Source organism: Janthinobacterium sp. SUN211, assembly GCF_030587315.1.
Classification (GTDB): domain Bacteria; phylum Pseudomonadota; class Gammaproteobacteria; order Burkholderiales; family Burkholderiaceae_D; genus Janthinobacterium; species Janthinobacterium kumbetense.
The window spans coordinates 145,052-167,427 of the sequence record NZ_JAPWIC010000009.1 but is presented as its reverse complement, the minus strand read 5'-3'; the positions used below and the strand labels follow the sequence as shown (position 1 = coordinate 167,427).

Annotated in this window: 19 protein-coding genes and 1 riboswitch; of the genes, 14 read left to right on the top strand and 5 right to left on the bottom strand. The window is 63.6% G+C overall.

Going from position 1 to position 22,376, the window contains the following annotated elements; all coding sequences use genetic code 11:
- Positions 1-192: 192 nt before the first annotated feature.
- Together O3301_RS24960 and O3301_RS24955 are read right to left on the bottom strand one after the other, a co-directional pair.
- On the bottom strand, positions 193-660 hold the full coding sequence (locus O3301_RS24960; RefSeq protein ID WP_305057787.1) for a DUF2147 domain-containing protein: 468 nt from the start codon (positions 658-660) through the stop codon (positions 193-195).
- 114 nt (positions 661-774) lie between these two features.
- On the bottom strand, positions 775-3,582 hold the full coding sequence (locus O3301_RS24955; RefSeq protein WP_305057786.1) for a valine--tRNA ligase: 2,808 nt from the start codon (positions 3,580-3,582) through the stop codon (positions 775-777).
- A 170-nt stretch (positions 3,583-3,752) separates the two neighbouring features.
- On the opposite strand from O3301_RS24955, the gene O3301_RS24950 reads away from it, so the two are divergent.
- Positions 3,753-6,107 (top strand): ankyrin repeat domain-containing protein, encoded by a 2,355-nt coding sequence (locus tag O3301_RS24950; RefSeq protein WP_305057785.1) that lies wholly within the window; start codon positions 3,753-3,755, stop codon positions 6,105-6,107.
- Between the two features lie 544 nt (positions 6,108-6,651).
- Positions 6,652-7,731, top strand: a complete 1,080-nt coding sequence (locus O3301_RS24945) for a porin (RefSeq protein WP_305057784.1) — start codon at positions 6,652-6,654, stop codon at positions 7,729-7,731.
- Here the strand turns inward: O3301_RS24945 and O3301_RS24940 are convergent.
- Positions 7,728-9,812: a bifunctional diguanylate cyclase/phosphodiesterase gene (locus O3301_RS24940; protein ID WP_289906794.1), complete on the bottom strand. Its 2,085-nt coding sequence runs from the start codon at positions 9,810-9,812 to the stop codon at positions 7,728-7,730. The two genes, O3301_RS24945 and O3301_RS24940, sit on opposite strands and share 4 nt — an antisense overlap.
- Before the next feature lie 237 nt (positions 9,813-10,049).
- Here O3301_RS24940 and O3301_RS24935 point away from each other — a divergent pair, with 237 nt between their 5' ends.
- The 12 genes from O3301_RS24935 (at position 10,050) to O3301_RS24880 (ending at position 21,519) form a co-directional block, all read left to right on the top strand.
- Entirely contained in the window at positions 10,050-10,790 is a 741-nt protein-coding gene (locus tag O3301_RS24935) for a Crp/Fnr family transcriptional regulator (protein WP_099665503.1), read from the top strand.
- A 49-nt stretch (positions 10,791-10,839) separates the two neighbouring features.
- Complete coding sequence (locus O3301_RS24930; protein WP_289919667.1) at positions 10,840-12,744, top strand: ATP-binding protein; 1,905 nt, start codon at positions 10,840-10,842, stop codon at positions 12,742-12,744.
- 28 nt (positions 12,745-12,772) lie between these two features.
- The gene (locus tag O3301_RS24925; protein ID WP_099665502.1) at positions 12,773-13,579 is read left to right on the top strand and encodes a response regulator; all 807 of its coding nucleotides are present in this window, start codon (positions 12,773-12,775) and stop codon (positions 13,577-13,579) included.
- Between the two features lie 38 nt (positions 13,580-13,617).
- Complete coding sequence (locus tag O3301_RS24920; RefSeq protein WP_077399591.1) at positions 13,618-13,872, top strand: hypothetical protein; 255 nt, start codon at positions 13,618-13,620, stop codon at positions 13,870-13,872.
- 108 nt (positions 13,873-13,980) lie between these two features.
- Positions 13,981-14,096: riboswitch (TPP riboswitch) on the top strand.
- 79 nt (positions 14,097-14,175) lie between these two features.
- On the top strand, positions 14,176-16,089 hold the full coding sequence (thiC, locus tag O3301_RS24915; RefSeq protein ID WP_099665500.1) for a phosphomethylpyrimidine synthase ThiC: 1,914 nt from the start codon (positions 14,176-14,178) through the stop codon (positions 16,087-16,089).
- 20 nt (positions 16,090-16,109) lie between these two features.
- A complete protein-coding gene (gene thiS / locus O3301_RS24910) occupies positions 16,110-16,313 on the top strand; it encodes a sulfur carrier protein ThiS (RefSeq protein ID WP_369812241.1) in 204 nt (67 codons plus the stop codon).
- 25 nt (positions 16,314-16,338) lie between these two features.
- Complete coding sequence (locus O3301_RS24905; protein WP_305057783.1) at positions 16,339-17,133, top strand: thiazole synthase; 795 nt, start codon at positions 16,339-16,341, stop codon at positions 17,131-17,133.
- Positions 17,133-17,897 (top strand): hydroxymethylpyrimidine/phosphomethylpyrimidine kinase, encoded by a 765-nt coding sequence (locus O3301_RS24900; protein WP_305057782.1) that lies wholly within the window; start codon positions 17,133-17,135, stop codon positions 17,895-17,897. The genes O3301_RS24905 and O3301_RS24900 overlap by 1 nt, the downstream gene beginning before the upstream one ends.
- A gap of 10 nt (positions 17,898-17,907) precedes the next feature.
- Complete coding sequence (gene thiE / locus O3301_RS24895) at positions 17,908-18,543, top strand: thiamine phosphate synthase (protein WP_289919664.1); 636 nt, start codon at positions 17,908-17,910, stop codon at positions 18,541-18,543.
- Positions 18,544-18,610: 67 nt separating this feature from the next.
- On the top strand, positions 18,611-19,243 hold the full coding sequence (locus tag O3301_RS24890; RefSeq protein WP_034749164.1) for an ANTAR domain-containing response regulator: 633 nt from the start codon (positions 18,611-18,613) through the stop codon (positions 19,241-19,243).
- Positions 19,244-19,356: 113 nt separating this feature from the next.
- The gene (locus O3301_RS24885) at positions 19,357-20,463 is read left to right on the top strand and encodes an S-(hydroxymethyl)glutathione dehydrogenase/class III alcohol dehydrogenase (protein WP_034749160.1); all 1,107 of its coding nucleotides are present in this window, start codon (positions 19,357-19,359) and stop codon (positions 20,461-20,463) included.
- Between the two features lie 201 nt (positions 20,464-20,664).
- Positions 20,665-21,519: a hypothetical protein gene (locus O3301_RS24880; protein WP_143451388.1), complete on the top strand. Its 855-nt coding sequence runs from the start codon at positions 20,665-20,667 to the stop codon at positions 21,517-21,519.
- A 13-nt stretch (positions 21,520-21,532) separates the two neighbouring features.
- On the opposite strand, the gene O3301_RS24875 is transcribed toward O3301_RS24880, so the two are convergent.
- Positions 21,533-22,069, bottom strand: a complete 537-nt coding sequence (locus O3301_RS24875; RefSeq protein ID WP_305057781.1) for a GNAT family N-acetyltransferase — start codon at positions 22,067-22,069, stop codon at positions 21,533-21,535.
- Positions 22,054-22,326, bottom strand: a complete 273-nt coding sequence (locus O3301_RS24870) for a hypothetical protein (protein ID WP_305057780.1) — start codon at positions 22,324-22,326, stop codon at positions 22,054-22,056. Before O3301_RS24870 ends, O3301_RS24875 begins: the two co-directional genes overlap by 16 nt.
- Between the last annotated feature and the right edge of the window lie 50 nt (positions 22,327-22,376).

Below are 22,376 nucleotides of genomic sequence, written 5' to 3'. Positions count from 1 at the left end.
GCGATGGCGTCACAGGCATGCACTATTTCATTTAGGAAACTTCAAGTATGTTCGGTGGCGCGCATAGCTTGCCCGCACGTGGAAATACGCCAGAATGGGAGGAATTTGGCCTGGAAAACAACAGGTTTGCCGCAGGGGGGGCGCAAAAAAGCCGACGCAGGGCCGGCTTCATCAGGACAGGGCGTGCGTTGATTACTCTTCGCGCACCCACGTTTGCGAGCGGCCAAACATCGGCACGCCGACATAGCCGCGCACTTGCAGCTTGGTGCCGCCTTCGATCAGCTCGGCCTTGCTCTTGTAGACCTTGCCGCTGGCCGGGTCCGTGATTTCGCCGCCCGTCCATTCCTTGCCGTCATATTTCAGGCCGGACAGGATCACCAGGCCGATGATGGGCTGGTCCTTGTTGGCGCCCGTGCACTTGTCGCACTTGGGATTTTGCTCTTCATTCGGGCCGCGGAACAGCTTTTCGATCTTGCCTTGCAAGACGCCATTGCTTTCCGTGATGACGACGAGGGATTTCGGCTTGCCGCTGGCGTCGTCGATGGTTTTCCACGTGCCGACAGGGGTGTAGTTGCCGTCGCGCGCGGTGGCGCTGCCGGCGATGGCCAGGGCGGCCATCATGATGCTTGCTGTGACGCTTGCTTTGAAAATTTTATGCATTGCTAGTCTCCAATGGTTTTTTTGATCGGGTCACGAACAGTATATATACCAAGGCAAGACCAGCCATCCTGCGCGGCGTCACGGATGACGCCGCGCAATCTTTCCAAACTTGCCTTATGCGCTGGCTAGTTTAGCAAACTGTTCGCGCAGTTTTTCAATTGTCGCCGAAAAACTGAGCAAACGCTCGTTTTCTTGCGCAACGATGGCGGCCGGGGCGCGCGCGACGAAACTTTCATTGCCCAACTTGCTGTTGACCTTGGCAATTTCCGCTTCGATGCGGGCGATTTCCTTGCCCAGGCGCTCGCGTTCGGCGGCCACGTCGATTTCCACTTTCAGCATCAGCTTGGTGGTGCCGACGATGGCGACGGCCGCAGGCGAGTCCGGCAACGCATCGACGATCTGCACTTCGGCCAGCTTGCCCAGCGACTGGATGTACGGTGCGTACGACGCCAGCGCTTCTTTCTCGCTGGCATTGCCTGCCTCGACGATCAGCGGCACGCGCACGGATGGCGAGATCTGCATTTCGCCGCGCAGGTTGCGCGTCGCGTCCGTCAAGGCTTTCAGCTGCTGCATCCACGCTTCAGCCGACTCGTCGATCTTGTCGGTGTTGGCGATCGGATACGGCTGCATCATGATCGAATCGCCCTCCGGCTTGAGCGTCTTGCCGGCCAGTGGCGCCACTGTCTGCCACAACGCTTCCGTGACGAAGGGGATGATCGGATGGGCCAGGCGCAGCACCACTTCCAGCACGCGCAGCAGGGTGTGGCGGGTGGCGCGCTGCTGGCCTTCCGTACCTTGCTGTACTTGCACCTTGGCGACTTCCAGGTACCAGTCGCAATACTCGTCCCACACGAATTTGTAGATCGATGCGGCGATATTGTCGAAACGGAAGTCTTCAAAGCCCTTGGCCACGTCCAGTTCGGCCTTTTGCAGCAGGGAAATAATCCACTTGTCCGCTTGCGACAGATCAACGTCGTTCGCCGTGCAATCCTTGCCTTCCGTGTTCATCATGACGAAACGGGTGGCGTTCCACATCTTGTTGCAGAAGTTGCGGTAGCCTTCGCAGCGGCCCAGGTCGAAATTGATGTTGCGGCCCAGCGAGGCATAGCTGGCCATGGTGAAGCGCACGGCGTCCGTGCCGTAGGCCGAAATGCCTTCCGGGAATTCCTTGCGCGTCGCCTTGGTGATCTTTTCCGCGTCGCGCGGGTTCATCAGGCCCGTGGTGCGCTTGACGATCAAGCCTTCCAGGTCGATGCCGTCGATCAAGTCGATCGGGTCCAGCGTGTTGCCCTTCGACTTGGACATCTTCTGTCCTGTCGAATCGCGCACGAGGCCGTGCACGTAGACGGTTTCAAACGGCACCTTGCCCGTGAAGTGCGCCGTCATCATGACCATGCGCGCGACCCAGAAGAAGATGATGTCGAAACCCGTCACCAGCACGGACGACGGCAGGAAGGCCTTCATGTCCGGGGTTTCTTCAGGCCAACCCATAGTCGAGAACGGCACCAGGGCCGACGAGAACCACGTGTCGAGCACGTCGTCGTCGCGTTTCAGCGGGCCCGTGCTGCCGGCGGCCAGCGCCTTGGCTTCCGCTTCGGCTTGCGTTTTCGCAACAAAGATATTGCCGGCGTCGTCGTACCACGCCGGGATTTGATGGCCCCACCACAGTTGGCGCGAGATGCACCAGTCCTGGATGTTGTTGAGCCACTGGTTGTAGGTGGTGCTCCAGTTTTCCGGCACGAACTTGATTTCGCCGTTGGCAACCTTGTCCAGCGCCGTTTCCGCGATCGACTTGCCTGGGAAGAAAGTGCCTTCCGGGGCCGGCTTGCTCATGGCGACAAACCACTGGTCCGTCAGCATCGGCTCGATGACGACGCCCGTGCGGTCGCCGCGCGGCACCATCAGCTTGTGGGGCTTGACTTGCTCGAGCAAGCCTTGCGCGTCCAGGTCGGCGACGATCTGCTTGCGCGCGGCGAAGCGGTCCATGCCGCGGTACGCTGCCGGCGCATCGTCCGTGATCTTCGCGTCCAGGGTCAGGATGACGATCTGCGCCAGCTTGTGGCGTTGGCCCACGGCGTAATCGTTCATGTCGTGCGCAGGCGTAATCTTCACGCAGCCCGTGCCGAATTCCTTGTCGACGTATTCGTCGGCGATGATGGGGATTTCGCGGTCCGTCAGGGGGAGCTTGAGCATCTTGCCCACCAGCGCCGTGTAGCGCTCGTCCGTCGGATCGACGGCCACGGCCACGTCGCCCAGCATGGTTTCAGGACGGGTGGTGGCCACCGTCAGGAAGCCGCTGCCGTCGGCCAGCGGGTACTTGATGTACCACATGGAGCCGTCTTCTTCCTCGGACACCACTTCCAGGTCCGAGACAGCCGTGCCCAGCACGGGGTCCCAGTTGACGAGGCGCTTGCCGCGGTAGATCAAGCCTTGTTCGAACAGGCGCACGAAGACGTCGGTGACGACTTTCGAGCGCGGTTCATCCATCGTGAAGTATTCGCGCTGCCAGTCGGCCGAGGCGCCCAGGCGGCGCATCTGGCCGGTGATGATGGAACCGGATTTTTCTTTCCATTCCCACACTTTTTCCACGAATTTCTCGCGGCCCAGGTCATGACGCGAAATCTTTTGCGCGTCCAGCTGGCGTTGCACGACGATTTGCGTGGCGATGCCCGCGTGGTCGGTGCCGGGAATCCAGGCCGTGTTGTGGCCCAGCATGCGGTGGTAGCGGGTCAGGCCATCCATGATGGTCTGGTTGAACGCATGGCCCATGTGCAGGGTGCCGGTGACGTTCGGCGGCGGCAACTGGATGCTGAAGGAAGGTTTTCCGGCATCGAGGGTGGCGGTGAAGTAACCGCGCTGTTCCCACTCGGTGCGCCAGAATTGTTCAATGTCGGCGGGCTCGAAAGACTTGGCTAATTCCATGATTTGGCGTGTGATTGGCAAAAGGAACCATTATAAGGGGTGCATAAAGCATGCGCAGCAAATAGCGGCCCTGGATGGGCCGAAAAGCCGCGCACGATTGAGCAATATTGCTTCATTGTATTTTTTCTAAGCTATCATATTTGCAACATTACTTGAAAGCCCAGACTATCATGAAAAAAATGTGGCAATTGGCCGTGCTCGGCGTCGGATTGGCTGCCGGTGGCGCATGCGCCGGCGTTCCGGAAGGGGTGGCGGCTTTCCAGGCCGGGCGCTGCAGCGAGGCCGTGAGGCAATTGCGCGGACCGGCGCAAGGTGGCGATGTCGAGGCGCAAAAAGTCCTCGCCGATATCTACCTGGGCGAGCAAGGATGCCGGGACGTGGCGCGCAGCGAGGCCGAAGCCGAGCGCTGGTATCTGCTGGCGGCCAAGGGGGGCGACCGCGCCGCGCAGAAGGCGCTGGTTTTCATGTATGCATACGCGCCGGGCCGCATGCGCAATCCCGCGCGCGCGCGGCCCTGGCTGGGCGTCATGGCCGCGCAGGGTGACGGCAAGCCGCTGCAGGAACTGGCGCAAATGCATGAACGGGGCGAAGGGGGGCCGGTCGACAGGGTGCTGTCGTACGCGCTCAACCTGCTGGCGCAGCAAGACAAGGAGTGGAGCGGCGCGGCCGCGATGGAGAAGTCCCTGCCGGCGCAGCGTGACAGGATGTCGCCGGACCAGGTCGATGAAGCCGTGCGCCTGGCTGCCGGCTGGAAGCGGGGCGCGCCCTTACCGGCGACGTCGCTGACGGGACAGCGTTCGCCGCAGGACTGGTACCGCCGCGCCGCCGAGGGCGGCGACATGGAAGCCGCCTACCAGTTGGGCTTGCTGTGCTGGAAAGGCACGGGCGGCCTGGATGAACCGCAGGCCGCCCGCTGGCTGCGCAAGGCCGCCGAAAGCGGCAGTGCCAAGGCCCAGTTGCAGCTGGCTGTTCTGTATGGAGAGGAGGCGGGCGTGCCGCAGGACTATGTGCTCGCTTCCATGCTGAGCCAGTTGGCGGCGGCGGGCGGCGCGGCGGAGGCCGGCGACGTCGTGGCCCGCTGGGCAAAGAAATTGAATGCGGCGCAACACGCCGAGGCGGATCAGCTGGCGCGGGCATGGAAGGTGGGCATGCCATTGCCGCAGGTCTCCGTGCACGGCATGGAACGCTTGATCAATTATGTGCACGAGGCACGCAACAAGCTGCCGCCGACGCCAGAGGTGACGGCGCTGTTCAAGGCTGCCAGAGAGGGCGATGAAGCGGCCTTCGGCAAGCTGCTTGCCGGTGTCGCCGAGCCGGGCAACTATGCGATCGACAGGCTTCCCTTGCTGAACTATTTGATCTTGCCCCCATCCGGCATGTTCAAAGCCGAAGCGGCATGGCTGAAGGCGCAAACGTGGCGGGACGACGATCAGGAGCGACTGGCGCAGGCGTCGGAGCCGGCCCGCCGCCAGGCGCTGCGTGAGCGGCACGCCGCGCTGTTGCCCACCAAGCTGCGCATGATGACGCTGCTGTTGCAACGCGGCGTGCCGCTCGGCGAAGGCGATACGCTGTACCACGCCGCGCCCCTGCATCTGGCTGCCCTGTATGGCAATGCCGCGATGGTGCGCCTGTTGCTGGCCCATGGCGCCGATGCGCGGCAATACGGCGGCGAAAACCAAACGATGGCGCCGCTGGAATACGCCTTGCAGCAGGAGGATGCGGGCATCTTGCCGGAATTGATCGACGCGAATGAACGGACGGCCAGCATGATCGCCTTGCTCGACGCAGGCGCGGGCCGGCCATATTTGCTGGTAGATCAGTATCTGGCAGAGAAAAAAGCCAAGAAAGGCGGGGCTGCGCAGCCAGCCGAACGGCCGCTGGCCGATTCGTTGACATGGGGGCGCTTGCTGCGCCTGACGCGCGGCACTGAAGTGCTCGACAAAATGCTGGCCACCGGCACCACGCCGAATATTGATGAGCAGGAAAAGTCGCTGTACGCCTTTGCCGCCGAAGCGGGCAACGCCGGCGTGCTCGATTGGCTCAAGCAGCGCGTGCCCCGGCATGACGCGAAGGGCAAGGACCGCTGGCTCGATGCCGCGATGCGCGCCATGTACAACCATCAACCGGCGTCCGAAGACGTGCTGCGCCAACTGGTGGTGCCCGGCATGCCATGGCAGCAAGTCGGCCCCGCCGCCGAAGAGTCTTACAAGGGACAGGGGGCGGCGCTCGATTCGCGGCGCCTGGAAAAGGAGACGCTGCTGTGGCATGCCGTGCGCAGCCAGCGGCCAGACTGGGTCACCCGCCTGGCCGCGATGGGCGCGCCCGTCGTCAGCGACGGCTATCTTCCGCCCTTGCTGGCGGCCGTCGAAAATGGCGACGCGGCGATGGTCAAGCTGCTGCTGGGCCTGGGCGCCGATCCGCAGGCCGGGGGGATTTCCGTGTTGAAGATGGCGCAGCAACGGGCGTCGACGTCGGAAAACAAAGCCGTGCTGGCCGCGTTGCGGGCCGCTGCCGCGGCGCGCTAGCATCCGGCAGCCGCACCGCTACGCAATGCAATGCAAGGACAAGGCCGCCAGCCTGCCGCCGCAATAGCGTTCGCCTGGTGATCGGCATGCGCCGCCTTGGGCGGCGACATCGCTGTGTTTTGGCGGCCTGGCGAGTCGTTTTACTGCAACAGAACGGGGATCAAGGCGCTGCCGATGCTATAATGCCGGCCTCGGCGCCTCCTGCCTCATCCTTGCGGACGGCGCCTGCAGACGCGGTTGTATCAACGTTTCATATCCAACACGCGCCCGCGTCTCAAGGCCAGCGCATCCGCGATGCCAGCCACCTTCAGCGCGTCCCCTTCGGGCCGGGCGCCTGAGCCACGCGCACCGCCAGCGGTGCACCATTCACGGCGGAATACCGCGCGCCATCGTCTTTATCGGCCGCGCCGCCACAGCTTAGCCAGGAATGTTGTTATCTGGCCCGTCGTCTTTCGATACGGCATGTAACTACGGCGCGCCTTGACGCCTGTGGCCGCGCCATGGCCGCGCGCTTTCCTGGTTTTGCCTTTACAAGGAAACCAGCATGAAAAAACTCTCGATCAGTGTCGGCCTCGTTTCGACCATCGCCACCCTGGGCGTCTTGCCTGCCGCCCACGCCCAGTCGTCTGCCGGCCCGTCGTCAGTCATCCCGTCGTCAGTCACCATCTATGGCTTGATGGATGCGGGCCTGGTGCAGGAAGGCGGCGTCAGCAAGCTCACCAGCGGCGTATCGGCCGGCTCGCGCCTGGGCTTGCGCGGCACTGAATCCCTGGGCAATGGCTTGCACGCCGTGTTCACCCTGGAAGCGGGCGTCCTGAGCGACTCGGGCCGCTCCGACCAGGCGGGGCAATTGTTCGGCCGCCAGGCGTTTGTCGGCATCGACAGCCCGCTGGGCATGCTGACCGTGGGCCGCCAGTACAACCTGCAAAGCCAGGCGCTGACCGACGTGGCCGATCCGTTCGAGGGCGGCCTGGCCGGCGCGGCGACCAACCTGGCCGGCTATTCGGCCACGCGCATCGACAATACCGTGCGCTACACCTCGCCGGAATGGCGCGGCGTGACGGGCACCGTCATGTATGGTGCCGGCGAGCACACGGGGATTGCGGCAGATCAACGTTCGCTGGGCCTGGCATTGGGTTATGTCAACGGCCCCCTGATCTTGCGCCTGGCGCGCCAGAGCCGTGCCGGCGAGCCGGGCAAGGCCGACGTGAATAACACCATTCTGGCCGGTAATTACAACTTTGGCGTGGCCACGGCGTTTGCCGGCTATGGCCGCAACACGGGCGATGGCAGCAGCATGTTCTTTGTGGAAAATCCGTACGGCGCAGCGCAGGCGCCGGCCCAGTCCACCGACAGCCGCGACGCCATCGTCGGCGTCTCCGTGCCGCTCGGTGCGACGACCCTGCTGGCCTCGTATGTGCGCAAGGATGACCGCGATGCGGCCAACCGCGACGCGCAGCAGCTGGCCATCGGCGCCACGTATGCCTTGTCCAAGCGCAGCAAGGTGTATGTTGCCTACGCGCATATCCGCAACCGCAACGACGCCGCCTACATGGTGGGCAATGCAACCGAAGTGGGCAGCGGCAACCGCGCCTTCAACATCGGCCTGCGCCACGCGTTTTAAGCGGGCAGCATGTTGCCTTCGAGCAGCAATGTCTCGAAAGCGGCGGCGGCCAGGGGGCGGCTGAACAAATAGCCCTGCATCTGGTCGCAGCCGTGCTGGCGCAGGAAGTCCAGCTGCTGCGCCGTTTCCACGCCTTCGGCGATCACTTTCAGGCGCAGGCTGTGCGCCAGTGAAATGATGGCGCGCACGATGGCCGCGTCATCGTCACTGTGCGTGATGTCGCTGACGAAGGTTTTGTCGATTTTCAATACGTCGATGGGGAAGTGGCGCAGGTAGGCCAGGCTGGAGTAGCCGGTGCCGAAGTCATCGATGGACAGTTGCACGCCCAGTCCCTTCAGCTTGGCCATGATGACCGTGGCTTGATCCACGTCATGCATGACCATGCTTTCCGTCAATTCCAGTTCCAGGTGGGCCGCGGCGAGTCCCGTGTCCGCCAGCGCCTGCGCCACCGCGTGCAGCAGGTTCTTTTGCTTGAATTGCCTCGCCGACAGATTGACGGCCAGGCGCAGCGGGCCATGGCCGGCCAGCTGCCAGGCGCGCGCCTGGGCGCATGCCGTGCGCAGCACCCAGTCGCCGATGGGCGTGATCAAGCCCATTTCCTCGGCCAGGCCGATGAAGCTGGCCGGCGGAATCCGTCCCAGCTGCGGGTGGGTCCAGCGCAGCAGCGCTTCCATGCCCACCACCGTGCCGCTGGCCAGGTCCAGCTGGGGCTGGTACTCGAGGTGGAATTGCCCCCGCTCCAGGGCGTGGCGCAATTCGCTCTCCAGTCCCAGCCGTTCCAGGGTGCCCGTATTCATGCTCGCGGCATAGAATTGCCAGTGGCCCCGTCCCTGTTCCTTCGCGCGGTACATGGCGATGTCGGCGTGCTTGATCAGCGTGTCGGCATCGTCGCCATCGTCGGGATACACGGCCACGCCCATGCAGCAGCTGAGGAAAAATTCATATTCGCCCAGTTGCAGCGGTTGCGTCACGGCGTCCTGGATGCGCTGCAGGATGGCCACGCCCGGTTCGCCATTGCCGTGCTGGGGCAACAGCAGCACGAATTCGTCGCCGCCCAGGCGCGCCACGGTGTCGACTTCGCGCGTCGCGTCGCGCAGGCGCTCGGCCACGCTTTTCAGCACCAGGTCGCCCGCATCGTGGCCCAGGGTATCGTTGACGAATTTAAAGCGGTCGAGGTCGATGAAAACCACCCACAGGGGCAGGCCGCTGCGCCGCGTCACGGCCATCGCCTGCTCCAGCCGTTCGCGCAGCAGGGCCCGGTTGGCCAGGCCCGTCAGGATATCGTGCCTGGCCTGAAATTCCAGTTCCTGTTCGAAACGCATGACGGTGCTGATGTCGTATTGCGCCACGACAAAGTGGCTGACGGGGCCATCGCCATCGTCGCGCACGGGAGCGACGAACAGCTCGCTCCAGTAGCAGCTGCCATCCTTGCGGAAATTGCGCACGATGGCCTTGCCTTCGCGCTGTTCGCGCAGGGCCGCCGTAATGGCGTGCATGTCTTGCCGCCCTTGCTCGGGACCTTGCAAGTCTTCCAGACGCTGGCCGATCACTTCGCCGGCCGCATAGCCGGTGATGCGTTCGAAGGCGGGGTTGACGTATTCGATCAGGTAGCCGGGCGCGTCGGCGCTGCACAGGATGATGGCATTGGCCGACACTTCGATGATGCGCTCGCGCAGCCGCAGCGACTTTTCATTGTGCATGCGCGCGGCGATGTCTTCGGACAGGCGCAAATTGGCAAACTGCAGCGCCGCCGTGCGTTCGCCCGTGATGCGGGCAATCACGGAATTGCGCGACACCAGCTGATACACATACGCGGCCGCCAGCAGGCTCGACAGCAGACCGCCCAGCAGCACGTACAGCGAGCCGCGGTGGTTGGCGTCCAGGCCCATGCCTTTGGCCGGCAGCAGGGCGGCGCCCAAGGTATGCGCGCTGGCGTGGTACTGCAGCAGCAGCCGGGTGCTTTCCGACTCGATCTGCCGCGCCGAGGCGTAGCACAGGGCCGTCAAACACAATCCGAACGCCAGGGTGAGCAGGGCCGAAGTGGAAACGGAAATGGAGATGCGCTTGAAGAATGATTGCATGGTGACGTCCCGTGGCAGCGCCGGTGCCGATCCATGATCAGGCAGGCCGGGCAGTGACTGACTGTAGGGCGGGCGGCGAAATACCGTCCGTTCGCTACCGAACGGACGGCCATGCCGGCAAGAAATATAGTCGGGGCACCGTGCCAGCGCTGTGTTACGCTGCACCACATGGCGGCCCTCGTTCGGACGCCTTTCATCGATCCCCTAGCTGACGACTGGAAACCAGGAAACCTGCCCATGTCGAGTCCGCATGCCCAGCTGCACAACCCGAATCAAAACCATTTGCTTGCCGCCATGCTCGACGCCGATTTCGCGCGCCTGGCCCCGTATTTGGAGCAAGTGTCGATGCTGCTCGGCGACGTGATCTACGATTCGGGCGACAAGCTGCAGCATGTGTATTTCCCCACCACGGCCATCGTTTCCATTCATTACCTGCTGGAAAACGGCGGTTCGTCGGAAATTGCCGGTGTCGGCAATGAAGGCGTCGTGGGCGTGTCGCTGTTTATGGGCGGCAACTCGACGCCGAGCCGCGCCGTCGTGCAGACGGGCGGCGTCGGCTACCGGCTGAAGGCCCATTTGCTGATGGAAGAGTTCGACCGCGCGGGGCCCGTCATGCGCTTGCTGCTGCGCTATACGCAGGCGCTGATCACGCAAATGTCGCAGACGGCCGTGTGCAACCGCCACCATACGGTGGAGCAGCAGCTGTGCCGCTGGCTGCTGCTGACCATGGACCGCTTGCCGAACCGCGAGCTGACCATGACGCAGGAGTTGATCGCCAACATGCTGGGCGTGCGCCGCGAAGGCGTGACGGAAGCGGCCGGGCGCCTGCAGCAGCGCGGCTTCATCAGCTACCGGCGCGGCCATATTTCCGTGCTGGACCGCGCCGGCCTCGAAGGCCATGTGTGCGAATGCTATGGCGTGGTCAAGAAGGAATTTGCGCGCCTGCTGTCGGACGTGCGCCAGCGCCAGTCTTCCTGAAGACCGCACTGCCTCGTATTCTTATCGTTGTCATAGCCCGGGCTACCTCATGCAATCTGTCGAAAACATTCCCCCGCGCGCACCGTCGCGCTGGCCCATGGCGCTGGCGTTTTCCTTCAGCGCCGTCGCGCTGCTGGCCGTCGGCGTGCTGGCCTGGCGCGCGCCGTTCGAGACGGCCTGCGTCATCGACGCGCTGGTCTTCTTGCTGCTGATGCTGCTCGTGGCGCTGTACCGGCGCACGGTGGCGGCCAGCCTGCCGCGCCAGCTGCTCAAGGCGGGCGCCTTGCAGGATGCGATCTTCAACAGCGCCAATTTCTCGTGCATCGCCACCGATGCGCAGGGCGTGATCCAGATTTTCAATGTGGGCGCCGAACGCATGCTCGGTTATGCGGCGAGCGACGTGGTCGACAAGCTGACGCCGGCCGGCATTTCCGATGCGCAAGAAATTGTCGCGCGCGCGGCCGCCCTCAGCGCCGAACTCGACACCGTCATCACGCCGGGCGTGGAAGCGCTCGTCTTCAAGGCCACGCGCGGCATCGAAGACATCTATGAACTGACCTACATCCGCAACGATGGCAGCCGCTTCCCCGCCATCGTTTCCGTGACGGCCTTGCGCGATGCGCAGAGCAAGGTCATCGGCTACTTGCTGATCGGCACCGACAATACGGCGCGCAAGCAGGTCGAGGCGGAACAGGCGCTGCTGGACCAGCGCCTGCGCGAACAGCAGGCGTACACGCGCTCGCTGGTCGAGACCAACAATGCCGAACTGAAGAAGGCGCGCCTGGTGGCGGAAAAGGCCAACCGGGCCAAGTCCGAATTCCTGTCGAGCATGAGCCACGAATTGCGCACGCCCCTGAATGCCGTGCTGGGCTTTGCGCAGCTGATGGCGTCCGACGTGCCGCCGCCCACCGTGCCGCAGCAGCGCTCGATCGAACAGATACTCAAGGGAGGCTGGTATCTCTTGCGCTTGATCAATGAAATCCTCGACCTGGCCATGATCGAATCGGGCAAGGTGACGTTGTCGCAGGAAGCGATGTCGCTGCTCGACGTGCTGCAGGATTGCCAGGCGATGATCGCGCCGCAGGCGGAGAAGCGGGGCATCAGCCTGCATTTCCCCCGCTGCGGCGAAGCCTACTTCGTGCATGCGGACCGCACGCGCGTGAAACAGGTGATGATCAACCTGTTGTCGAACGCCATCAAATACAACCAGGGCGGTGGTTCCGTCACCGTCGACTGCAGCCAGCGCGGCGCCAAGGTGCGCGTCAGCGTGCGCGACAGCGGCGCCGGCCTCGATGCGGGGCAGGTGGCGCAGCTGTTCCAGCCCTTCAACCGCCTGGGACAGGAAAACAGCACGGAAGAGGGCACGGGCATCGGCCTCGTCGTCACCAAGCAGCTGATTGAATTGATGGGCGGCACCATCGGCGTCGACAGCACCGTCGGCGTGGGCACCACCTTCTGGTTCGAGCTGGCCGCCAGCAATGCGCCGGCACTGATGCTGGGCGACGGCGACGCGCTGCCGCAGGCGCAGGAGGCGCAGGAAAGCCAGCGCACCTTGCTGTACGTGGAAGACAATCCCGCCAACCTGGCGCTGGTCGAGCAATTGATCGCCCGCCGCAGCGACTTGAAGCTGCTGACGGCCATCGATGCGCACCTGGGCATCGACCTGGCGCGCACGTATCAACCGGACGTGATCTTGATGGATATCAACCTGCCCGGCATCAGCGGCTATGGCGCCCTGCATATCCTGCACGACGATCCGCTCACGAAACATATTCCCGTGATGGCCCTGTCGGCCAACGCCGTGCCGCGCGACATCGAAAAGGGCCTGGAAGCGGGCTTCTTCCGCTACCTGACCAAGCCGATCAAGGTCGTCGAATTCATGGATGCGCTCGACGTGGCCCTGCACCATGCGGCCGCGCACGGCCTGGCCGACGACACTCATGCAGTACGCTAATTCAGCATTTATTTTTAGGAATACCGCCATGCTTCAAGCCACCGAGATCCTGAACGCCAGCATCCTCATCGTCGATGACCAGGAGGCCAACGTCATGCTGCTGGAACAGGTGCTGCGCAATGCCGGCTATACGCGCATCACCTCCACCATGGACCCGCAAGCCGTGCGCGCGCTGCACCAGCAGCACCGCTACGACCTGATCCTGCTCGACTTGCAGATGCCGGAAATGGATGGTTTTGAAGTCATGGAAGGCTTGCGCGACCTCGAGGCGGGCAGCTATCTGCCCGTGCTGGTGATCACGGCCCAGCCCGGCCACAAGCTGCGCGCGCTGCAGGCGGGCGCCAAGGATTTCGTCAGCAAGCCCTTCGACCTGGTGGAAGTCAAGACGCGCATCCACAACATGCTGGAAGTGCGATTGCTGTACCAGAAGCTGGCCGAATACAACAAGTCGCTGGAACAGATGGTGGAAGTGCGCACGGCGGAGCTGCGCGAAAGCGAAGCGCGCTTCCAGCGCTTCACGGAACTGTCGTCCGACTGGTACTGGGAACAGGATGCGCAGGGCAACTTGACGCGCTTTTCCGGCCCCGTGGCTGAAATGCTGGGCATCGGCAGCGAGGAAGAGCCGCAGCGCTGGAACGCGGCCGAACGCGCCTTGCTCGACGCCAAGATTGCCGCAAGGGAACCGTTTCTCGACTTTATCTACAGCCGCGCCAACCTCGACGGCAGCACGCAATACCTGCAGGTGAGCGGCGAACCGATGTTCGACACGGGCAGCCGCTTCATCGGCTACCGCGGCATCGGCCTCGATGTCACGGAGCGCCATCGCAGTGCCTGATTTATACTGGGCGCCATCGATACAGACCAGGAAAAATCATGACCGACAAATCTCCCTCCTACTGGTTCCCCGCCAAGACCTATGGCTGGGGCTGGGGCTTGCCCATCACCTGGCAAGGCTGGCTGGTGTTCCTGGCCGCGCTGGCGCTGTTCGCCTGCGGCGCCTTCCTGTTCCCTCCGCAAACCATGCTGGTCGGCTACATCGTCTATGAAGTGGCCATCGTTGCCGTGCTCATTTTCATCTGCCAGCTGAAGGGCGAACCGACCAGCTGGCGCTGGGGCAAGAAGAAATAAGCGCGCTGCCGTCTGTTGCAATGCAGCAGATGCGCAAAGACGACACCTGCAAGAAATCATCTGGCCACGCGGCGCGAACCGCGTATAATTGGCTCGCTGCCGCAAGGCGGCAAACGCTAGGGGTCCTGCCTTTCGCTGTGGAAACACGGTGCAAGCGCGGGTGAGAAATACCCTCCGAACCTGATCTGGATAATGCCAGCGAAGGGAAGCTTTAGGATGACTGCACCCCGCTTTTCCGCGTGCGCAATTCCGAACCTCCTTAGCTGGCTCCAGGCTGAAAAATAGTCTAGCCAAGGAGCCAAAATGAACGCCAATCCGAAATTCCTTTCCGCCACCGCCACGGTCGACGAAGCCGCCATCGCGCCGCTGCCCAATTCGCGCAAGATCTACGTGCAAGGCAGCCGCCCCGACATCCGCGTGCCCATGCGCGAGATCAGCCAGTCCGACACGGAAGCATCGTTCGGCGGCGAAAAGAATCCGCCGATCTACGTCTACGACACATCCGGCCCGTACACGGACCCGGACGTGAACATCGATATCCGCTCCGGCCTCGATACGCCGCGCCTGCCATGGATCATGGAGCGTGCCGACACGGAAGAATTGCCTGGCCCCACCTCCGACTACGGCATCGCCCGCCTGGCGGACCCGAAGCTGGCCGAGCTGCGTTTCAATTTGCACCGCAAGCCGCGCCGCGCCATCGCCGGCAAGAACGTGACGCAAATGCATTACGCGCGCCAAGGCATCATCACGCCGGAAATGGAATTCGTCGCCATCCGCGAAAACATGCGCCGCCAGGAGTATTTGCGCGAACTCAAGGCTTCCGGCCCCATGGGCGAGCGCCTGGCCGACCTGATGGGCCGCCAGCATCCGGGCCAGTCCTTCGGCGCCAGCATCCCGGTCGAAATCACGCCGGAATTCGTGCGCGAGGAAATCGCCCGCGGCCGCGCCATCATCCCCGCCAATATCAATCACCCGGAAGTGGAACCGATGATTATCGGCCGCAATTTCCTGGTGAAAATCAATGCGAATATCGGCAATTCCGCCGTGACGTCTTCCATCGGCGAGGAAGTGGAAAAGATGACCTGGGCCATCCGCTGGGGCGGCGATAACGTGATGGACTTGTCGACCGGCAAGCACATCCACGAGACGCGCGAATGGATCGTGCGCAACAGCCCCGTGCCCATCGGCACCGTGCCCATCTACCAGGCGCTGGAAAAGGTCAATGGCAAGGCGGAAGATCTGACGTGGGAAATCTTCCGCGACACCCTGATCGAGCAGGCCGAGCAGGGCGTCGATTACTTCACCATCCACGCGGGCGTGCTGCTGCGCTATGTGCCGATGACAGCCAAGCGCCTGACGGGCATCGTTTCGCGCGGCGGCTCCATCATGGCGAAATGGTGTCTGGCGCACCACCAGGAATCGTTCCTGTACACGCATTTCGAAGAGATTTGCGAAATCATGAAGGCGTATGACGTGTCGTTCTCGCTGGGCGACGGCTTGCGCCCCGGTTCCATCTACGACGCCAATGACGAGGCCCAGCTGGGCGAGCTGAAAACCCTGGGCGAGCTGACGCAAGTTGCCTGGAAGCACGACGTGCAAGTGATGATCGAAGGTCCGGGCCACGTGCCCATGCAATTGATCAAGGAAAACATGGACTTGCAGCTGGAACAGTGCGGCGAGGCGCCGTTCTACACCCTGGGGCCGCTGACGACGGATATCGCGCCCGGCTACGACCACATCACTTCGGGCATCGGCGCAGCCATGATCGGCTGGTATGGCACGGCCATGCTGTGCTACGTGACGCCGAAGGAACACCTGGGCTTGCCGAACAAGGCGGACGTCAAGGACGGCATCATCACGTACAAGATCGCCGCGCACGCGGCCGACCTGGCGAAAGGCCATCCGGGCGCACAGATCCGCGACAACGCGCTGTCGAAAGCCCGCTTCGAATTCCGCTGGGACGACCAGTTCAACATCGGCCTGGACCCGGACAAGGCGCGCGAATTCCACGATGAAACCTTGCCCAAGGATTCGGCCAAGGTGGCGCATTTCTGCTCCATGTGCGGCCCGCATTTCTGCTCGATGAAGATCACGCAGGAAGTGCGCGAATACGCGGCCGGCATGGGCATCGCGGAAGACAAGGCGCTGCAGCAGGGGATGGAGGTGAAAGCCATCGAATTCATCAAGAACGGCGCCGAGCTGTACCGCAAGGTCTGAAGGAGGGCGTGATGACTGCATTGATCGACATCACGCTCAACGGCGCGCCGCACCAGGTGCCGCCGGGGCAAACCCTGGACCAATTGATCGCCGCGCTGTCGCTGGAAAACCAGGCGCTGGCGCTGGCCGTCAACCGCAGCGTCGTGCCGCGCAAGGCGTGGCAGGACAGGGTCCTGGAAATTCAAGACCAGGTGGAAATCGTACGCGCGATTGGCGGCGGTTAAGTTGAGAATAGACAAGGAAACGCACATGAATACCGCAACAAACAACGACCTGCTGACCATCGCAGGCAAACAGTACCAATCGCGCCTGCTGGTGGGCAGCGGCAAGTATAAGGATTTGCCGCAGACGCGCGAAGCGACGGACGCGGCGGAAGCGCAGATCATCACGGTGGCGATCCGCAGGGTGAATATCGGGCAAGATCCGAACGCGCCCAGCCTGCTGGACTTCGTGCCGCCGGACCAGTACACGATCTTGCCGAATACGGCCGGCTGCTACAACGCGAAAGACGCCGTGTACACCCTGCAACTGGCGCGGGAACTCCTGGGCGGGCGCAATCTGGTGAAACTGGAAGTGCTGGGCGATGAAAAGACGCTGTTTCCGCACATGCCGGAAACCCTGGTCGCGGCCGAAGCGCTGGTCAAGGATGGCTTCGACGTGATGGTCTATTGCAGCGACGACCCCATCCAGGCGAAGATTCTGGAAGACATCGGCTGCGTGGCCGTCATGCCGCTGGCGTCACTGATCGGTTCGGGCATGGGCATCTTGAACCCGTGGAACTTGTCCTTGATCATCGAGCAGGCGAAAGTGCCCGTACTCGTCGATGCGGGCGTGGGCACGGCGTCGGATGCGGCCATTGCCATGGAACTGGGCTGCGATGGCGTGCTGATGAATACGGCGATTGCCGGCGCGCGTGACCCCGTGCGCATGGCGCATGCGATGAAGCTGGCTGTGCGGGCCGGGCGCGAAGCGTTTTTGGCGGGGCGCATGCCGCGCAAGTTCGCCGCCTCGCCTTCGTCGCCGATGGCGGGCCGGCTGGCGTGATGGCGCGACGGCGTCCCACCGTGCTGGTGTTTGCCGGCGCCGACCCGTCGGGCGGCGCCGGCATCGCCGCCGATATTCTAGCGATTGCGGCGCAGGGCGCGCATGCCTTGCCCGTGATCACGGCGCTGACGGTGCAGGACAACGACCGCGTGTTTGCTGTCGAGCCTGTGGCGCCGGAATTGCTGCGCCGACAGGCGCAGGCGCTGATCGACAAGATCGCCATCGATGCCGTGAAGGTCGGCATTCCCGGCAGCGCGGCGAATGCGGCCGTCATTGCGCAACTGATCGCCCAATTGCGGCTGGCCCGGCCGAACTTGCCTGTCGTGCTCGACCCCGTGCTGGCCAGCGGCCATGGCGACGTGCTCAGCCGGGACGACGCCGTGCTGGCGCTGGCGCCCTTGCTGCCGGTGACTACCGTCATCGTACCGAACGGGCCGGAAGCGCTGGCCCTTGATGGCGCAGATAACTTGCGCGCGCAAGGCTGTGGACACGTGCTGGTGACGGGCGGCCACGGCGACGGCGAGGAGATCGTCAACCGCTGGCTGGACGGTGACGGGCGCGCGCGCGAGTGGCGCTGGCCGCGCCTGCCCGGAGAGTTTCATGGCAGCGGTTGCACGTTGGCGTCGGCCATCGCGGCCCGCCTGGCATTGGGCCAGCCGCTGGCGCAAGCGCTTGACCGGGCGCAAGCCTATTGCCATGCGGCCCTGGCCGGCGCGTATGCGATTGCGCCAGGTCAACTCATGCCGCAACGATTCATTGAATAAGGAAAACATCATGCGTGGACTGTATCTGGTCACCCCGAACTGGGATGACACCGACCGCCTGCTCGATATCACGGAGCAGGCTTTGCATGGCGGCGTGGCGCTGCTGCAATACCGCCACAAGAGCGCCGACGCGGAGCAGCGGCGCGAACAGGCGGGCGCCTTGCTGATCCTGGCCCGCAAGTATGGCGTGCCTTTCATCGTCAATGATTTTCTCGAGCTGTGCGAAGAGCTGGACGCGGATGGCGTGCACGTGGGCGGCACGGACGCGTCCGTCGCGCAGGTGCGCGCGCGCCTGGGCAAGGACAAGATCGTCGGCGCTTCCTGCTATGGCGACATGGCCCTGGCGCGCACGGCAGCAGAGGGCGGCGCCAGTTACGTGGCCTTCGGCGGCTTTTATCCATCGCTGGTGAAAAAGTATCCGGTGACGACGCCCCTGGATATCGTGCTGCAGGCGAAACGCGAGATCGCCTTGCCCTGCGTGGTGATCGGCGGCATGACGCCGGAGAACGCGGCGCCGCTGGTGGCGCGCGGGGCCGACATGGTGGCGGCGATCAGCAGCGTATTTGGCAAGGGATCTCAGGCGGACGATGTGGATATTGCGGTGCAGCAATTCAATCTGCTGTTTGCGCAGGCTGGGGAGGCGTGAGGGGGCGGATTTGGCGAATAATCGGCATATAATAAGGGCATCATTCATTACCGAGGTCCCTTTACCCATGAGTCAGCCAGCCGCCGCGAAACGCCTTATCCTGATCGTTGACGATGACCAGCTCCTGTTGGAATTCCTTGGCGAAGTCCTGCGCCATGCCGGCTACGAGACGGCCCTGGCCCATTCGGCCGAAGTGGCGCTGCAGCTGATCGCCCAGCGCGAGCCTGACCTGGCCTTGCTCGACATCCACATGCCGGGCATGTCCGGCCTGGAACTGGCCAAGCGCCTGCACGGCGAAACGGCCGTGCCATTCATGTTCCTGTCCGGCAGCGGCGACAGCGAATCGGGCAAGCAGGCGGCCGCCTACGGCGCCGTCGGCTATGTCGTCAAACCCGTTGACGAAGGCCGCTTGATGCCGGCGTTCGAAGCGGGCCTGGCGCGCGCCGATGAAATCCGCCAGCTGCGCCGCACCGAGCTGAACCTGAACGCGGCCCTGGCCGCCGGCCGGGAAACGAGCCTGGCCGTCGGTTTGCTGATGGGCAAGTTCCAGACGGACCGCAACACGGCGTTCGAAGTGCTGCGCGACCACGCCCGCTCCAGCCGCCGCAAGATCAATGAAATCGCCAGCCAGCTGCTGCTGGCCGAGGAAACCCTGAACGGCTTGCACGGCGCGTTTTTGAACCGGGCGAAAACCAAGTAAGAGTTTCAAGTAAGCGTTGCACCGGCGCCGGCGTGGCACGTCGGCGCCTGCCTTGTTATGATGTGACGATACGGCGCGCTGGCGCGCCTGGTTCAACCATACACAGGACACACATGAAAACCAAAGCAGCGATTGCATGGAAGGCGGGCGCTCCGCTGACGATCGAAGAAGTCGACCTGGCCGGTCCGCGCGAGGGCGAAGTACTGGTCGAGATCAAGGCTACCGGCATTTGCCACACCGATTACTACACCCTGTCGGGCGCCGATCCGGAAGGCATCTTCCCATCCATCCTCGGCCATGAAGGCGCGGGCATCGTCGTCGACGTGGGGCCTGGCGTGAAAAGCCTGAAGAAGGATGACCACGTCATCCCCCTGTACACGCCGGAATGCCGCCAGTGCAAATTCTGCCTGTCGCAAAAGACCAACCTGTGCCAGTCGATCCGCTCGACCCAGGGCCGCGGCCTGATGCCGGACGCGACGTCGCGCTTTTCCATCGACGGCAAGCCCATCTTCCACTACATGGGCACGTCCACCTTCTCGAACTACATCGTCGTGCCGGAAATCGCCCTGGCGAAGATCCGCGAAGATGCGCCCTTCGATAAAGTCTGCTACATCGGTTGCGGCGTGACGACGGGCGTGGGCGCCGTGTTGTTTACGGCCAAGGTCGAAGCGGGCGCGAACGTGGTCGTGTTCGGCCTGGGCGGCATCGGCTTGAATGTGATCCAGGCGGCCAAGATGGTGGGCGCCGACAAAATCATCGGCGTGGACATCAACCCGGCGCGCCAGGCCATCGCGCGCAAGTTCGGCATGACGCATTTCGTCAACGCCAACGAGGTGGAAAACGTTGTCGACACCATCGTGCAGCTGACGGACGGCGGCGCCGACTATTCGTTCGAATGCATCGGCAACACCACCACCATGCGCCAGTCGCTCGAGTGCTGCCACAAGGGCTGGGGCCAGTCCATCATCATCGGTGTGGCGGCGGCCGGCCAGGAAATTTCCACGCGTCCGTTCCAGCTGGTGACGGGGCGCGTGTGGAAAGGTTCCGCTTTCGGCGGCGCGCGCGGCCGCACGGACGTGCCGAAGATCGTCGACTGGTACATGGAAGGCAAGCTCAATATCGATGATTTGATCACACACAGGCTGAAGCTCGATGATATCAATCAAGGTTTCGACTTGATGAAGAGCGGTGAATCGATCCGCTCCGTCGTGCTGTATTAATTAATTGAAATTTAATTGAAATACGCCGTACCACGGCGTTTTTGCGGAGGCTGCGGCCTCCGTTTTTTTTTGCCCGGCATGCCATCCATCGTCCGTGCTTGCCATCCAGGCAGGCCTTTTTGCAGCCTGTCGCACGGCGCTGGAGGCCAGGTCCGCTTGCCGCTACAGTCAACGCTCCACCACTTTTGCGACGAGGCAGCCATGACCACTTCCCATCGTTTGATCCTCAGCCTGGCCGGTATCCTGCTTGGCGGCAGCGCGCTGGCCGTGCAGCCGCCGCAACCGCCCGCGCCACCGGCCCCGCCGGCCGCACCCAGCGTGCAGGTCAGCCGTTCGCTCGACAAGGGCGAAAGCTATGCGCTGGTCGATGGCACCAGGGATAGCGAGGGCGTCATCGTCATCGACAGCGATATTCACTCGGAGCAGGTGGAAAAACTCAAGCGCTCGATCAAGGGGCCGTTCCTGTGGTTCCGCGACCAGGGGCAGGCCTATGTGCTGCAGGATGCGGCTTTGCTGGGCAAGGTGCGCACGGCATGGGAACCCTCGAAACAGCTGGGCAAGGAGATGAGCGCGCTTGGCGATCAAATGGGCGCGCACGGCAAGGCCATGGGGGAAATGGGCCGCAAGATGGGCGCCCGCAGCCTGGAAAAAGGCAGCGCGCGCGAATCGGAACAGCTGCGCTTGCTGGGCCGCCAGCAGCAGGAGCTGGGCCGCAAGCTCGGCGACGCCTCGCGCCGCCAGGCGCTGGCGACGAGCGACACGGCGCGCCGCGCGGCCGAGCGCGACGTGGAAGGCCTGCAGCAGCAGATGGAAGATGCGCAGGACAAGATGGAAGAGATCAACGACCGCATCGCCGACGTACACGAGCGCGAGGCCGAGAAAATGGAGCAGATGTCGCGCCAGATGGAGCAGCGCGGCAAGCCGATGGAAGCGCTGGGCAAGCAAATGGGCGACCTGGGCCGCCAGCAGGAAAAAGTCGTCAAGATCGCGGACAAGACCACGCGCCAGGTAATCGCCCAGGCGCTTAGCGAGGGCAAGGCCAAGCTGGTGCGCTGAAGGATGTGCTCAATTAGCAGGCCAGTGGCTTGCGCATCAGGCAGCGCAGCGCCGGATCGTGTCCGTCCTGCGCTTCGCGCGCCAGCTTGAGCGCGTGGCCTGCGCCCAGCGCCGCGGCCCCGATTTCGCTGAAACCATGGCGCGCATAGTAGGGTGCGTTCCATGGCAGGTGGCGATACGTGCTGAGCGTCAGGCAGGCGCAGCCCAGCGCCTGGGCATGTGCCGCTGCCGCGTCGAGCAAGCGCGCGCCCACGCCCTGCCGTTGATGCGGCAGGGCAACGGACAATTCCACGATGAACAGTTGCCCGTCGAGCGGTTCGGCGGCCAGGAAGCCTGCCGGCGCAGCGTGCCCATCGGCGGCCACCCAGACGCGGCCCTCGCGCTGCAGCGCCTGTAAGGCGCTCAATGGCAAGGGTTCTCCCTGCGCCAGCCACGCCAGTCCGGGGCCGGCCTGCGCAAACAGGGCCGCGGCGCTGCGCTCGACCTGGGCCAGCAGGGGCAGGTCGGCGCTGCCGGCTGTGCGGATGGCGTACTTCACTGCGTATGCCACGCGGCGGCCACGGCGCGGTATTGCGCCGGCAACTGCCTGGCGTCGTCCTCGCTGGCATATGCGTCATCCTGCACCGTGTCCCAGCGCGCGTCGCAGCTGAAACGGTAGACTTGCGCTTCGTCCCCGTAGCGGCACACGGCCAGGCCGTGGATGGCGATGGGGGCGGCGCCATCTTCAGCGGCGACATGGCCGAAAGGCAAGTCGGACCAGGCCCAGGCCAGTACGCGGGCGCCGTCGAGGTGGCTGGGAGGTGTCATGGGCATGTTTTCATCAGCTGTGCAGTGATGCCGATTGTAGCGCGCACGCG

Coding starts and splice junctions, on each gene's coding strand:
- O3301_RS24960 (WP_305057787.1), bottom strand. CDS start 660: ATGCATAAAATTTTCAAAGCAAGCGTCACAGCAAGCATCATGATGGCC.
- O3301_RS24955 (WP_305057786.1), bottom strand. CDS start 3,582: ATGGAATTAGCCAAGTCTTTCGAGCCCGCCGACATTGAACAATTCTGG.
- O3301_RS24950 (WP_305057785.1), top strand. CDS start 3,753: ATGAAAAAAATGTGGCAATTGGCCGTGCTCGGCGTCGGATTGGCTGCC.
- O3301_RS24945 (WP_305057784.1), top strand. CDS start 6,652: ATGAAAAAACTCTCGATCAGTGTCGGCCTCGTTTCGACCATCGCCACC.
- O3301_RS24940 (WP_289906794.1), bottom strand. CDS start 9,812: ATGCAATCATTCTTCAAGCGCATCTCCATTTCCGTTTCCACTTCGGCC.
- O3301_RS24935 (WP_099665503.1), top strand. CDS start 10,050: ATGTCGAGTCCGCATGCCCAGCTGCACAACCCGAATCAAAACCATTTG.
- O3301_RS24930 (WP_289919667.1), top strand. CDS start 10,840: ATGCAATCTGTCGAAAACATTCCCCCGCGCGCACCGTCGCGCTGGCCC.
- O3301_RS24925 (WP_099665502.1), top strand. CDS start 12,773: ATGCTTCAAGCCACCGAGATCCTGAACGCCAGCATCCTCATCGTCGAT.
- O3301_RS24920 (WP_077399591.1), top strand. CDS start 13,618: ATGACCGACAAATCTCCCTCCTACTGGTTCCCCGCCAAGACCTATGGC.
- thiC (WP_099665500.1), top strand. CDS start 14,176: ATGAACGCCAATCCGAAATTCCTTTCCGCCACCGCCACGGTCGACGAA.
- O3301_RS24905 (WP_305057783.1), top strand. CDS start 16,339: ATGAATACCGCAACAAACAACGACCTGCTGACCATCGCAGGCAAACAG.
- O3301_RS24900 (WP_305057782.1), top strand. CDS start 17,133: ATGGCGCGACGGCGTCCCACCGTGCTGGTGTTTGCCGGCGCCGACCCG.
- thiE (WP_289919664.1), top strand. CDS start 17,908: ATGCGTGGACTGTATCTGGTCACCCCGAACTGGGATGACACCGACCGC.
- O3301_RS24890 (WP_034749164.1), top strand. CDS start 18,611: ATGAGTCAGCCAGCCGCCGCGAAACGCCTTATCCTGATCGTTGACGAT.
- O3301_RS24885 (WP_034749160.1), top strand. CDS start 19,357: ATGAAAACCAAAGCAGCGATTGCATGGAAGGCGGGCGCTCCGCTGACG.
- O3301_RS24880 (WP_143451388.1), top strand. CDS start 20,665: ATGACCACTTCCCATCGTTTGATCCTCAGCCTGGCCGGTATCCTGCTT.
- O3301_RS24870 (WP_305057780.1), bottom strand. CDS start 22,326: ATGACACCTCCCAGCCACCTCGACGGCGCCCGCGTACTGGCCTGGGCC.